Source organism: Pseudomonas sp. 203-8 (assembly GCF_020708595.1).
GTDB classification, from domain to species: Bacteria; Pseudomonadota; Gammaproteobacteria; order Pseudomonadales; family Pseudomonadaceae; genus Pseudomonas; species Pseudomonas aeruginosa.
This window is the reverse complement of sequence record NZ_JAJFDF010000004.1, coordinates 279,111-291,380: the sequence shown is the minus strand read 5'-3', so window position 1 is coordinate 291,380 and position 12,270 is coordinate 279,111. Positions and strand designations below refer to the sequence as shown.

Annotated in this window: 12 protein-coding genes; 7 read left to right on the top strand and 5 right to left on the bottom strand. The window is 68.0% G+C overall.

Annotation, left to right across the window (positions count from 1 at the left end):
- Positions 1-75 precede the first annotated feature (75 nt).
- Complete coding sequence (locus LJF27_RS11235; protein ID WP_003101445.1) at positions 76-1,407, top strand: esterase/lipase family protein; 1,332 nt, start codon at positions 76-78, stop codon at positions 1,405-1,407.
- A 55-nt stretch (positions 1,408-1,462) separates the two neighbouring features.
- On the opposite strand, the gene LJF27_RS11230 is transcribed toward LJF27_RS11235, so the two are convergent.
- Positions 1,463-2,971 (bottom strand): PA2928 family protein, encoded by a 1,509-nt coding sequence (locus LJF27_RS11230; protein WP_023102998.1) that lies wholly within the window; start codon positions 2,969-2,971, stop codon positions 1,463-1,465.
- Between the two features lie 122 nt (positions 2,972-3,093).
- Positions 3,094-3,708 (bottom strand): LysE family transporter, encoded by a 615-nt coding sequence (locus LJF27_RS11225; protein ID WP_023116987.1) that lies wholly within the window; start codon positions 3,706-3,708, stop codon positions 3,094-3,096.
- 65 nt (positions 3,709-3,773) lie between these two features.
- Here LJF27_RS11225 and LJF27_RS11220 point away from each other — a divergent pair, with 65 nt between their 5' ends.
- On the top strand, positions 3,774-4,700 hold the full coding sequence (locus LJF27_RS11220) for a LysR family transcriptional regulator (protein ID WP_003091041.1): 927 nt from the start codon (positions 3,774-3,776) through the stop codon (positions 4,698-4,700).
- 10 nt (positions 4,701-4,710) lie between these two features.
- On the opposite strand, the gene LJF27_RS11215 is transcribed toward LJF27_RS11220, so the two are convergent.
- On the bottom strand, positions 4,711-5,301 hold the full coding sequence (locus tag LJF27_RS11215; protein ID WP_003119828.1) for a TetR/AcrR family transcriptional regulator: 591 nt from the start codon (positions 5,299-5,301) through the stop codon (positions 4,711-4,713).
- 125 nt (positions 5,302-5,426) lie between these two features.
- On the opposite strand from LJF27_RS11215, the gene LJF27_RS11210 reads away from it, so the two are divergent.
- The 3 genes from LJF27_RS11210 to cif all read left to right on the top strand — a co-directional run bounded on the left by LJF27_RS11210 (position 5,427) and on the right by cif (position 8,761).
- Positions 5,427-6,536 carry an alkene reductase gene (locus LJF27_RS11210; RefSeq protein WP_023102996.1) on the top strand — a complete coding sequence of 370 codons (1,110 nt, stop codon included), beginning with the start codon at positions 5,427-5,429 and terminating at the stop codon, positions 6,534-6,536.
- Positions 6,537-6,601: 65 nt separating this feature from the next.
- Entirely contained in the window at positions 6,602-7,780 is a 1,179-nt protein-coding gene (locus LJF27_RS11205) for an MFS transporter (protein ID WP_003091044.1), read from the top strand.
- 21 nt (positions 7,781-7,801) lie between these two features.
- Positions 7,802-8,761 carry a CFTR inhibitory factor Cif gene (gene cif / locus LJF27_RS11200; protein WP_023116988.1) on the top strand — a complete coding sequence of 320 codons (960 nt, stop codon included), beginning with the start codon at positions 7,802-7,804 and terminating at the stop codon, positions 8,759-8,761.
- A gap of 19 nt (positions 8,762-8,780) precedes the next feature.
- Here the strand turns inward: cif and LJF27_RS30390 are convergent, their stop codons facing one another.
- The gene (locus LJF27_RS30390) at positions 8,781-8,912 is read right to left on the bottom strand and encodes a hypothetical protein (protein ID WP_003091046.1); all 132 of its coding nucleotides are present in this window, start codon (positions 8,910-8,912) and stop codon (positions 8,781-8,783) included.
- 457 nt (positions 8,913-9,369) lie between these two features.
- Between LJF27_RS30390 and LJF27_RS11195 the strand changes: the two genes are divergently transcribed.
- Positions 9,370-9,951: a cytochrome b gene (locus LJF27_RS11195; protein WP_016562078.1), complete on the top strand. Its 582-nt coding sequence runs from the start codon at positions 9,370-9,372 to the stop codon at positions 9,949-9,951.
- 155 nt (positions 9,952-10,106) lie between these two features.
- On the top strand, positions 10,107-10,355 hold the full coding sequence (locus LJF27_RS11190) for a hypothetical protein (RefSeq protein ID WP_003091048.1): 249 nt from the start codon (positions 10,107-10,109) through the stop codon (positions 10,353-10,355).
- A 55-nt stretch (positions 10,356-10,410) separates the two neighbouring features.
- Here LJF27_RS11190 and LJF27_RS11185 read toward each other — a convergent pair whose 3' ends face one another.
- Positions 10,411-11,940 (bottom strand): nucleobase:cation symporter-2 family protein, encoded by a 1,530-nt coding sequence (locus LJF27_RS11185; RefSeq protein WP_003162544.1) that lies wholly within the window; start codon positions 11,938-11,940, stop codon positions 10,411-10,413.
- Between the last annotated feature and the right edge of the window lie 330 nt (positions 11,941-12,270).

Genomic DNA, 12,270 nt, shown 5'->3' with positions numbered 1-12,270 from the left:
GTTTTCACAGGTCAGGGCACGTCGCAGCGGCGCATGATCTATAGTCGCCCGGATCAGCCCCAGAGGATGCCGGACATGCCCCGTTCGATCGTCATCGTCCACGGCTGGAGCGACGATTCGAAGTCGTTCCGCCGCCTCGCCGAGCAGCTGGAAGCCTGGTTCGGCAGCGCGCCGACGCAGATCCGCCTCGCCGACTGGATCTCCCTGCAGGACGACGTCACCTACGCCGACCTCGCCGCCGCCCTGGATCGCGCCTGGACCGCCCAGGGACTGTCGCGGGCACCGCGCACGGTGGACGTGGTGGTGCACAGCACCGGCGCCCTGGTGCTGCGCGACTGGCTGACCCGCCACTTCGACCCCGCCAGCGCGCCGGTCAAGCGCTTCCTGATGCTCGCCCCGGCCAACTTCGGCTCGCCGCTGGCGCACAAGGGACGCTCCTTCATCGGTCGCGTACTGAAAGGCTGGAACCGCTTCGTCGGGCAGACCGGCACCCAGGTGCTGAAGGGACTGGAGCTGGGCTCGCCGTACTCCTGGCAACTCGCCGAGCGCGACCTGTTCGGCGCCGAGGCCTGGTACGGCGCCGGCCGCCTGCTCGCCACGGTGCTGGTGGGCAATGCCGGCTACAGCGGCGTCGAAGCCATCGCCAACGAAGCCGGCGGCGACGGCACGGTGCGGATCGCCACGGCGAACCTCAACGCCTGCCGCCTGAGCCTCGAACTGGATGTCCGCCAGCGCGCCAGGCCCGGCTGGCGCCTGGAAGAATCGCGCGGCGAGATCGCCTTCGCCATCGTCGACGGCGAGAACCACGCCAGCGTGGCGCTGAAGGACCGCGGACCGAAGAACCCGCATACCCTGGAGCTGATCCGCGCCGCGCTGGAGGTCGAGGACGCCGATTACCGGAGCAGCGGCGCAAGCTTCCCCTGGCAGCGCCGCATCGATCAGCTCGACCCCGGCATCGAGCGCCGCTCGCCGCGCTACCTGAACCTGGTCAGCCACGTCTGCGACGACCTCGACCAGGAGGTGCGCGACTACTTCATCCAGTTCTTCCGCAAGCTGAACAGCGACCGGCGTTTCGAACAGCGCTTCTACGAGCAGGTCATCGCCGACGTCCATCCCTACGAGGACAACCCCGCCTACCGCTCGCTGTACCTGTCGATCGAGTCCCTCGACGACCTGCTCGCCGGCTTCGCCGTGGACACCCTGTCGCTCAGCGTGTCGGCCCAGCCGCCGTTCGATCCGCCGCGCCAGCCGGTCGGCTATACCGCGGTGGGCCCCGGCGACAGCGAAGGCCTGGCAATTCCGCTGGCGCAGGTGCCGCGCTTCCTCGCAGCCCACCGCACCCTGCTGCTGCGCATCCGCCTGACGCGCCTGGTGGACAGCGGCGTATTCGTCTTCAGGAACCCCTGAATCGGCGCCCGGCCCCCCGCCCCGCTGGGCAGACACCCAGGCTGGGCGCAGGCGATCACGGTTGGCCTTCGGGCCACTCGACCCGCTGCAATGGCGCGCCGCCGCGCCCGAGGCGATGGACGATGCCGCTGCCCCGGCGCAGATCGACCCGCACCAACCGCCCGCCTTCCTCTCCACGGCCGCTGAGAAGCAGGTTGTGGGCATCCAGGCGGAACAGCCGCTCGGGACGCTCGATGGGCAGCTCCAGGGTCCAGAGCAAGCTGCCGTCGCCAGACACCGAGCTGAGCAGCAGCTCGCTACGCTCGGCCAGGCTGCGCCGGTGCAGCACCAGCCAGTTGCCGTCGACTCGCCAGGGACGGCGCGCCAACCTGGAATCGCCGCCCGGCAGCGCCGAGGCATAGCGACGGTACAACGCCTCCTCGCGCGTCTGCTCGTCGCGCCGGCGACGGTACTCGGCATCCGCCGCCGCCTCCAGGTCGGCGACCCGTTCCCGCCAGGCATCGTGCGCGGCAATCCAGCGTCGCCGTTCCTGGCGGTAGGCGTCACGCGCCGCAAGGAACGCACGGGTACTGGGAAAACGCTCCACGCGCTCGTCGAACTCTTCCGGCGGCTGCGGCTCGGGCGGCAGCGACGGATGCTGGCGCTGCCGCTCGGACGGTCGCTCGAGCAGCCGCTGCGGCTCTTCGGCAGCGGCTGGATCGGGCAGCAGGCCAGCCTGCAGGAAGGCCGCGTCGAGCAGCGGACGCAGTCGATTCTCCGCCGGCGACCGCCAATCCAGGGTGCCCAGTGACAGGCGCTGGCGTCGCGCCCGTTGGTTCGCTGCCGGCAGCGCCTCGCCACGCTCCAGCGCTCGGGCCTCGTGATCGCTGGCGAGGATCAGCAGGCGTCCGTCGGGCAGGCGCGTCAGGCCCGGCGCCTGCCAGTCGATCCCGGCATTCGCCGGCGGCGGCGGGTCGCCCTGGAAATACCGCGCGGCATCGACTTCCGGGGCTTCGCGCAGGGCCAGGCTGTCGCCGTCGAGGAACCAGACGCGGCCGTCCAGGGCAAGCATCAGCAATCCGCCCCGGCCTTCGTCGTAGCGATAGGCGTCCTTCCCCCAGGGCGCCGACTTCAACGGCAGGCCGCCAGTGCGCCGCTCCAGCTCGTCGAACGCCAGCGCAGGGGCGGCGTCGCGCCGGTCGAGTACGTAGAGTTCGTTGCGCAGGAAGAACAGGTAGCGCGACGACTGGCCCAGCAGTTCGCCGGAACCCCAGTCGTCGCCGCGCTCGTTGTCGGCATCCAGGCGCGCGCTCCAGCGCAGGCTGCCGTCCTCCAGGTCGACCACCTGGGCATAGCTGCGGCTGCTGCCATGCACTACGCCGTTGTCCACTTCGTTGGCGCGATAGTCGTCGAGGGTGAACGCCAGGTAGGAATGGCCCTGTTCCTCGAAGACCAGTTGCGGCCCGCTGAACCCGGCCTCGTCGTACTGGCCGAGAATGAAATGGATGGCCACCGGCAAACCGACCAGCAGGCCCAGGCCGAGTACCGCCCAGAGGACGGCGAAAAGCGTCGCTCCCTTCTTCATGCAACTCCCATGCGTCCCGCGATCCTGGGACCGTCCCTCAACTGGCGACGGCATGAACGGCGCATTCTAGGGAGCCGCCGGCCTCGCTTCAAAGGCGGCAAGCGGCCATCAGTGGTCCATGCTCATGGGCTTTTCGCCCCCAGCAGGACGCCGAAACCGACCAGCAGGGCGCCAAAGAACTGGTCGATGCGCCGGCGGAAACGCAGGAGTCGGCCGCGCACCGCCGGGCTCGAGAGAAAGCAGGCGACCAGGCCGAACCAGGCCACGTGGGCGAGCGCGATGAAGGCCCCGTAGCCCAGTTGCGCCGGCAACGCGGTATGCGGATCGATCACCTGCATGAACAGGCTGACCACGAACAGGCAGGTCTTCGGATTGAGCGCATTGGTCAGGAAGCCGCTGCGCAACATCGCCCAGGACGAAACCCCGGCGCCGCCCGCCGCCTCCTCCGCCACCGTGTCCTCTCGCGCCAGCAGCATGCGCAGGCCGAGGAACACCAGGTAGGCGGCGCCCGCCATCTTCAGCGCGGTGAACAGCGCCAGCGACTCGCGCACCAGCACGCCGACGCCGAGGATGCTGTAGCCGACATGTACCGTCACCCCCGCGCCGATGCCCAGCGCGGTGAGCAGGCCGGCGCGGCGGGAATACAGCAGGCTGTTGCGCGAGACCATGGCGAAATCGGCGCCGGGGCTGATCACCGCAAGCACGGTGATGGTCAGGAAAGCTATCAACTCTGTCATGCCTGGAAGGCTCCAAGGTAGAATGTATGGCACAATCTACCGGTCTCCAGCGCCGAGCGAGAACGATGAATACTGACAATCATGGTGAGGAAAACTCACCATTCAGGCGCCGTCGCCTGCCCTCGCTGAACGCCCTGCGCTGCTTCGAGGCCGCCGCCCGCCTGGAGAACTTTTCCCGTGCCGCCGAGGCCCTGTGCCTGACCCACGGTGCCATCAGCCGCGCCGTGCGGACCCTGGAGGAGGAACTCGGTTGTGCGCTCTTCGAACGCCGCGGCCAGCGGGTTTTCCTCAGCGAGGCCGGCAGGCGCCTGCTCGCCGGCACCGGCCCGGCCCTCGACCTGATCGAGCGCACCGGCGAGGCCCTGCGCGCGGAGGCCGGCCCCACCGCGCTGGTGCTGTCCTGCGAACCGACCTTGCTGATGCGCTGGCTGATCCCGCGGATCGCCGGATTCATGCAGGAACAGCCACGACTGTCGATCCAGCTGGTCGCCGGCGGCGGGCCGTTCGCCTTCGGCCGCGGCATCGACCTGGCGATCCGCCGCAACGACTTCCCCTGGCCGCCCGGCAGCCATGCCCACTGGCTGTTCGACGAGCAGGTCGGCCCGGTCTGCCGGGCGAGCGACGTCGAACGGCATTTCCACCTCGATGCAGGCCCGCCCGGGCTTCGCGCCGTCGCACCGCGCCTGCACACGGCGACCCGCCCGCAAGCCTGGAACACCTGGACCCGTCTCGCCGGACAGGCGCCGGCGACGACCGAAGGGCAGCGCTTCGAGCACTTCTACCTGAGCCTGCAGGCGGCCGGCGCCGGACTCGGCGTGGCCATCGGTCCCTGGCAACTGGTGCGCGACGATCTGGCCGCCGGCCTGCTGGCGGCGCCACTGGGATTCCTCGCCGACGGCAGCAGCTATCACCTGCTGACCCCGCGACCGTTGCAGGCCGGAGAGCCTGCCACGCTGCTGCTGGAATGGCTGCGCCGCAGCGCGGCGGCCTGATGCGGCCCGCTCAGGGCCACGCGCGCAGCGCCCGTTCGACCACCGCCAGCAGGCGCTCGCAAGGAACCCGGTCCTTGGCCTGCACGCTGAGGCCGAACAGCACGGTGGCATAGAAGGTCGCCAACTCCTCCACGTCGGTGTCCGCCGCCAGGTCGCCGTCAGCGATGCCGCGCCGCATGCGCTCACGGAACAGGCGGATCGACTCGCCGCGCTCGGCGCTCAACGCGTCCCGCACCGCCTCGCTTTCCGGGGTTCCGGTCAGCGCCGCGAGCACCACCAGGCAACCGCGCGGGAACTCGTCGGAACAGAAGCGCGCGACGGTCTCGCGGAGCAGCTCGGCCACGCCCTCGCGGGCGCTCGGCGCGCCATCGAGGACATCCCGGCGATAGCGGCCGTGCTGGCCGAGATAGTGGGCCAGGGCTTCGCGGAACAGCCCTTCCTTGCTACCGAAGGCGGCGTACAGGCTGGGCGGCCTGATTTCCATCGCCTCGGTCAGGGCCGCCAGCGAAGCGCCTTCGTAGCCACGCACCCAGAACACGTCCATGGCTCGCTGCAGGGCGGTGTCCCTGTCGAATGCCCGTGGCCTGCCTCGCGTTGCCATCCTGACCTCCATTATTTGTATCGATCACTATAAATTTACTTGACGAGCGTTGCCATCGCCATATTATTTAGCGACCGATACAGATATTCAAGCCATCTCCCTGCCGCCTTCGAAAGGAAAAGACCATGTCCAACCTGCTCCTCTCCCCGCTCGCCGTAGGCAACCTGGCCTTGCGCAACCGCATCGTCATGGCGCCGATGACCCGCTCCCGGGCGCAACAGCCGGGCGACGTGCCGACCGCCCTGAACGCTCTCTACTATGCGCAGCGCGCCGGCGCCGGGCTGATCGTCAGCGAGGGCACGCAGATTTCCCGCCTCGGCCAGGGCTACGCCTACACCCCCGGTATCTACAGCGAGGCGCAACTGGCCGGCTGGCGCCAGGTCACCGAGGCGGTGCACGCCGCCGGCGGACTGATCGCCGCGCAGCTCTGGCATGTCGGGCGCATGTCGCATCGCTCGCTGCAGGCCGGCGGCGAGGCGCCGATCGCGCCCTCGCCGATCCAGGCCAAGGCCCAGGTGTTCATCGCCGATGGCCAGGGCGGTGGATCCATGGCGCCGGCCGACGCGCCGCGGGAAATGACCCTGGAAGACATCCGCCGGGTCCGCGACGAATTCGTCCGCGCCGCGCGCAACGCGCTCGACGCCGGCTTCGACCTGGTCGAGCTGCATGGCGCCAATGGCTACCTGATCGACCAGTTCCTCGCCAGCGCCAGCAACCGGCGCAGCGATGCCTACGGCGGTAGCCTGGAGAACCGCGCGCGGTTCCTGCTGGAGAACGTCGACGCGCTGGTCGCCGCGGTCGGTGCCGAGCGCGTCGGCCTGCGCCTGTCGCCCTGGGGCACGATCAACGACATGCACGACGACGAGCCGGAAGCGATGACCCTTTACCTTGCCGAAGCCCTGCAGCGACGCGGCATCGCCTACCTGCACCTGGCCGAGTGGGAATGGAGCGGCGGCCCGGCCTACCCGCAAGGCTTCCGCGAGCGCCTGCGCGAACGCTTCCGCGCGCCGCTGATCGTCTGCGGCAACTACGACGCCGAGCGTGCCGAAGCGATACTCCAGGCCGGACTGGCCGACGCGGTGGCGATCGGCCGGCCGTTCATCGCCAACCCCGACCTGGTCGAGCGGATCCGTCTCGGCGCGCCGCTGGCCGAGGCCAACCAGGCGCGGTTCTACGGTGGCGACGCTGCCGGCTACACCGATTACCCGACCCTCGGCCAGTCCGCTACGGCCTGATTCCCTTCCCTCCCATGCATCGTTCCCGGGCGCGGCCACGGCTGCGCTCGCGGAGGAGTCTTGCCGTGCTATTGCCGATCCTCCTGCTGGCCGCCGCCGGCTTCACCATCCTGACCACCGAGTTCGTCATCGTCGGCCTGCTCCCGGCGCTTGCCGCAGACCTCCAGGTCAGCGTCGCCCAGGCCGGCCTGCTGGTCAGCCTGTTCGCCTTCAGCGTCGCCGCCTTCGGTCCGTTCCTCACCGCCGCGCTGGCGGGCGTCGAACGCAAGCGGCTGTTCGTCGCCTGCCTGCTGCTGTTCGCCGCGGCCAATGCGCTGGCCGCCGTGGCCGGCGATATCTGGACGATGGCCGTGGCGCGCTTCGTCCCGGCCCTGGCGCTCCCGGTGTTCTGGGCCATGGCCAGCGAAACCGCCGCGCACCTGGCCGGCCCCTCGCGCGAAGGGCGCGCCGTGGCGCTGGTGTTCTTCGGCATCGTCGCCGCCACCGTGCTTGGCATTCCCATCGGCACGCTGATCGCCGACGCCTGGGGTTGGCGCCTGGCATTCGCCGCACTCGCCGCGCTGGCCCTGGCCAAGGCGCTGCTGCTGGCCGCCTGGCTGCCGCGCATTCCCGGACGACCGGGCGTCTCGCTGCGCAGCCAGGCGAGCGTGTTGCGCCAACCGCTGGTGCTCGGCCACCTGTTGCTGTCGCTGCTGGTCTTCACCGGCATGTTCACCCCCTACACCTACCTGGCCGACATCCTCCAGCGCCTGGCCGGCTTCAGCGGTTCGCTGGTCGGCTGGACGCTGATGGGCTTCGGCGCGGTAGGCCTGCTCGGCAACTGGCTCGGCGGGCGCCTGGTGGATCGCAGCCCGCTGGGCGCAACCCTGCTGTTCGTCCTGCTGATGGCGCTGGGCATGCTCGCCCTGGTGCCGACCCTCGGCAACGCCTGGCTGCTCGCCGCCACCCTGGCGACCTGGGGCGTGGCCCAGGCAGCACTGTTCATCGTCGGCCAGGTGCGGGTGATGAAGTCCGCGCCGCGGGCCCCGGCGTTCGCCGCCTCGCTGAACATCTCCGCCTGCAACGCCGGGATCGGCATCGGCGCCCTCGCGGGCAGCCGGGTGATCGACGGCAGCGGCCTGGCGCCGCTCGGCGAGGTCGGCGCGCTGGTCTGCCTGGCGGCGATGGCCGTGGCCCTGCTGCTGATGCTGGCGCCACGCCAAGCTGCCACCGAGCCGTCCCTCGGCGGCCACATCCCTCACTGAGCCCACCAAGGAAGCACAACCATGATCCTCGATAGACTCTGCCGCGGCCTCCTGGCCGGCATCGCCCTGACCTTCTCCCTGGGCGGCTTCGCCGCCGAGGAATTCCCCGTCCCGAATGGCTTCGAAAGCGCCTACCGGGAAGTCGACGGCGTGAAGCTGCACTACGTGAAAGGCGGCCAGGGGCCGCTGGTGATGCTGGTACACGGTTTCGGCCAGACCTGGTACGAATGGCACCAACTGATGCCGGAACTGGCCAAGCGCTTCACCGTGATCGCGCCGGACCTGCCCGGCCTCGGCCAGTCCGAGCCGCCGAAGACCGGCTATAGCGGCGAACAGGTCGCCGTCTACCTGCACAAGCTGGCCCGGCAATTCAGCCCGGATCGCCCGTTCGACCTGGTGGCCCACGACATCGGTATCTGGAACACCTACCCGATGGTGGTGAAGAACCAGGCCGACATCGCCCGCCTGGTGTACATGGAAGCGCCGATCCCGGACGCGCGGATCTACCGCTTCCCGGCCTTCACCGCCCAGGGCGAGTCGCTGGTCTGGCACTTCAGTTTCTTCGCCGCCGACGACCGCCTGGCGGAAACCCTGATTGCCGGCAAGGAACGCTTCTTCCTCGAGCACTTCATCAAGTCCCATGCCAGCAACACCGAGGTGCTCAGCGAGCGCCTGCTGGATCTGTACGCCAGGTCGTACGCCAAGCCGCACAGCCTGAACGCCTCGTTCGAGTACTACCGCGCGTTGAACGAGAGCGTGCGGCAGAACGCCGAACTGGCGAAGACCCGCCTGCAGATGCCAACCATGACCCTCGCCGGCGGCGGCCACGGCGGCATGGGCACGTTCCAGCTGGAGCAGATGAAAGCCTATGCGGACGACGTCGAAGGCCATGTCCTGCCCGGCTGCGGCCACTGGCTGCCGGAAGAGTGCGCCGCGCCGATGAATCGCCTGGTGATCGACTTCCTCAGCCGCGGTCGCTGAGTCGTCCCGGTCCGGGCGATCAGAACTGCTCGCCCGGGCAGAACAGGCAGCGCAGCAGCAGGGTCATGAGCACGACAGCGCCGGAAACCAGCAGGTAAGGCAACGGGGAGAACAGGTCGTCCTGGTCCTTGCCATCGTGCTCACTACTCATGCTCTCACCTCGAGAATCGTCATGGCGGAAAAGACGCAGGATATGCACTTGCCGTCCTTGAAAGTGCACGGCGAAGTGTTCGAAGACTATAGAAACGAAGCGATCGAGTTCAATTACATCTGTGTCAGCTTGCTGTCGGCAAAACGTCAGCGGAAAGACAACGGAATATATTTCCCGATAATGCTTGAGGGTCAGCCGCGCCCCGCCCCAGGCTCTGCCGGCGTGGCGCGAGCGCCGGGGCGAAGGAAAAACCAACTTACAATGATCCCGACCCGGAATTATTCCGCCAAGTAGCTTCCGGTTCGGAAAAAAGCGACTCGCAGCACTGTTTCGGTGCAATAACGTCACATTTGAAAGTTTCGATTAAGTTTTCCGTTATCGATTATCCATAAATACGTTTGATCGCTCTCCGGACGTTTCATAGATTGCACGCCTTCACTCTCTGCGAGGCATTCCCGTGACGCATCCAGCGACCGTCTACAGCCTGTCCACCCGCCTGCTGCACTGGAGCATGGCGTTCTGTTTCATCGGCGCGATCGTGCTGGCCTATTTCGTCATCGGGGTGCTCGGCCACGACCACCCGCAGCGCCTGCCGGTACTCAACCTGCACTGGGTGCTGGGCCTGCTGGTCGGCCTGCTGCTGGTCCCTCGGATCGTCTCGCGGCTGCGCGGGCCGCGCCTGCCAGCGGTCCCCGGCACGCCGCTGGAGCACCGCCTGGCGCACTACGCGCACCTGTCGCTGTATGCCTTGATGCTGGTGATGCCGCTCACCGGCTACGTCGGCACCCGCCTGCCCACCGACTTCGGCCTGTTCGTGGTACCCAGCTTCAAGGACACCGCGCTGTTCGCCTGGATTTCGCAAACCTGGAACCTGAGCTGGGAGGCGTTCGAGAAGCCCTTCGACGCCGTTCACCGCGTGGTCGGCCTGTGGCTGAGCACCTCGGTGGTGCTGCTCCATGCGCTCGCCGCCGGCTACCACCAGTGGGTCCGCCGCGACGGCACCCTGGAGCGCATGCTCGGCCGTCGCCAGCGCCGCTGAGCGGGGCCCTTCGTCGGCTCTCGCGGCGGCTCGGCGACGATCTGCTATAGAGGTAGGGACACGCAGGGAAAACCTCGCCGCCCCGAGGCTCCTCCGTGGCAACCACAGGCGTCGCGCAGGTAGCCGGGTCGGCCTCCGACAGAGAGGAGCATGCCATGGCCAGCCTGCACTGCCAGCACCGCAGCTACACCATCACCGCCGACGTCGTCGAGCATCCGGGCATTCCCACGCCCTGGGCCGGCGGCTGCCACATCACCGATCCCGAAGGCCACACCAGCAAGCGCATCGCCCTGCCCGTGCGCTTCGCCTTCCTCGCCGACCTGGAAAACGCCCAGCGCGCCTCCATCGCCCACGGCAAATGGCTGGTGGACCAGCGCCTGGACCGCGGCAAGGCGCTGTTCTGAAGCGCACAACGAAAACGGCCCTCGCAAGGAGGGCCGTCGTTCATCGCGGCGCGGCTCAGGCGCTGCCGGCTTCAGCGGTTTCGCTGCGCCGTCGCGGCGGCGCGCCATGGCTGTCGTCGCCGGCCAGCGGCACTTCGTTGCCCTGGGCGTCGTACAGCTTGCCGTCGAGGAAATAGTCGCCTTCGTGCAGGGCGGCGATGTCCTGGTAGCGCAGGGTCCGCTCGCTGGCGGCGACGAACACCGACTGCTGGTCGGAGTTGCCGGCGGTGAAGTGGTTGAACGCCAGGTTGAGCAGGATCGCCATGATCGCCGAGGAACTGATGCCGGAATGGAAGATGGTGGCGAACCAACTGGGGAAGTGATCGTAGAAGGTCGGCGCGGCGATCGGGATCATACCGAAGCCGATCGAAGTGGCGACGATGATCAGGTTCATGTTGTTGCGGTAGTCCACCTTCGACAGGGTGCGGATGCCGCTGGCGGCGACCGTGCCGAACAACACGATGCCGGCGCCGCCGAGCACGGCGGTGGGCACCGCGGCGATCACCCGGCCCATCACCGGCAGCAGGCCGAGGATCACCAGGAACAACCCACCGGTGGCGACCACGTAGCGGCTCTTGATCCCGGTCACCGCCACCAGGCCGACGTTCTGGGCGAAGGCGCTCTGGGTGAAGGAGCCGAAGATCGGCGCCAGCATGCTGGAGAACATGTCCGCGCGCAGGCCGTTGCCCAGGCGCCGCGAGTCGACCTTGGTGTCGATGATCTCGCCTACCGCGAGGATGTCCGCCGAGGTTTCCACCAGGGTCACCATGATCACGATGCACATCGAGATGATCGCGGCGACCTGGAAGGTCGGCATGCCGAAGTGGAACGGCGTGGGAAACGCCACCAGCGGGCCTTCGGTGACCTTGGAGAAGTCGGCCATGCCGAGGAACACCGCGATGACGGTGCCGATGACCATCGCCAGGAGGATCGACAGGCGCGAGATCGAGGCGCTGCCGAGCTTGCTCAGCAGCAGCACGATGACCAGGGTGATCGCCGCCAGGCCGATGTTGGCCATGCTGCCGAAGTCCGGCGCGTGGCTGTTGCCGCCCATCGCCCAGCGCGCGGCGACCGGCATCAGGGTCAGGCCGATGGTGGTGATGACGATGCCGGTCACCAGCGGCGGGAAGAATTTGGTGATGCGCGAGAAGATCGGCGTGATCAGCAACCCGATCAGCGAGGCCGCCATCACCGCGCCGAGCACTGCGGGAATGCCGCCGCTGCCACCGCTGCCGATGATCGCCACCATGGTCGCCACGCCAGCGAAGGACACCCCCTGGACCAACGGCAACTGACAGCCGAAGAACGGCACGCCGAGGGTTTGCAACAGGGTCGCCAGGCCGCCGGCGAACAGCGAAGCGGCAATCAGCAGGCCGATGTCGCCGGGCGCGAGGCCGGCGGCCTGGCCGAGGATCAGGGGGACCGCGACGATACCGCCATACATGGTCAGCACATGTTGCAGGCCGTAGGCCATGTTGGCGCCGACACCGAGGTTCTCGTCTTCAGGCCGTGGAACGGGTGGGGTTCCGGAGGACGTCGTTTTCATGGTGCGCTGTTCTCGCTTTTATTGTTGTGCGCACACTGTAGACAATTCGATCCGAAAATATCCAGACAAATGTATACAAAATTTCCGACAAATCTGTGACAGCGCTGGTGCCAGCCACTTCCGCTCGCGCGCTTATCCGCGCGCCAGACGGTTTCCTTCCTGCTGCACCATCCTCCCAGCCCCGACCAACGGCCATGGGCCCGCGCCGAAGGGCATTAACGATAGAAAGCCGCCCTCCATCCCGCCAGCGAGCTATCAGCAATTCTTCTGCAAAAAGTTGATGAAATTCACATTTCAGGAATTACGCCAGGACAGCCCGGAAAGCGCTCC

Bases quoted from the DNA above. Each gene is read 5' to 3' on its own strand.
- LJF27_RS11235 (WP_003101445.1), top strand. From the start codon at position 76: ATGCCCCGTTCGATCGTCATCGTCCACGGCTGGAGCGACGATTCGAAG.
- LJF27_RS11230 (WP_023102998.1), bottom strand. From the start codon at position 2,971: ATGAAGAAGGGAGCGACGCTTTTCGCCGTCCTCTGGGCGGTACTCGGC.
- LJF27_RS11225 (WP_023116987.1), bottom strand. From the start codon at position 3,708: ATGACAGAGTTGATAGCTTTCCTGACCATCACCGTGCTTGCGGTGATC.
- LJF27_RS11220 (WP_003091041.1), top strand. From the start codon at position 3,774: ATGAATACTGACAATCATGGTGAGGAAAACTCACCATTCAGGCGCCGT.
- LJF27_RS11215 (WP_003119828.1), bottom strand. From the start codon at position 5,301: ATGGCAACGCGAGGCAGGCCACGGGCATTCGACAGGGACACCGCCCTG.
- LJF27_RS11210 (WP_023102996.1), top strand. From the start codon at position 5,427: ATGTCCAACCTGCTCCTCTCCCCGCTCGCCGTAGGCAACCTGGCCTTG.
- cif (WP_023116988.1), top strand. From the start codon at position 7,802: ATGATCCTCGATAGACTCTGCCGCGGCCTCCTGGCCGGCATCGCCCTG.
- LJF27_RS30390 (WP_003091046.1), bottom strand. From the start codon at position 8,912: ATGAGTAGTGAGCACGATGGCAAGGACCAGGACGACCTGTTCTCCCCG.
- LJF27_RS11190 (WP_003091048.1), top strand. From the start codon at position 10,107: ATGGCCAGCCTGCACTGCCAGCACCGCAGCTACACCATCACCGCCGAC.
- LJF27_RS11185 (WP_003162544.1), bottom strand. From the start codon at position 11,940: ATGAAAACGACGTCCTCCGGAACCCCACCCGTTCCACGGCCTGAAGAC.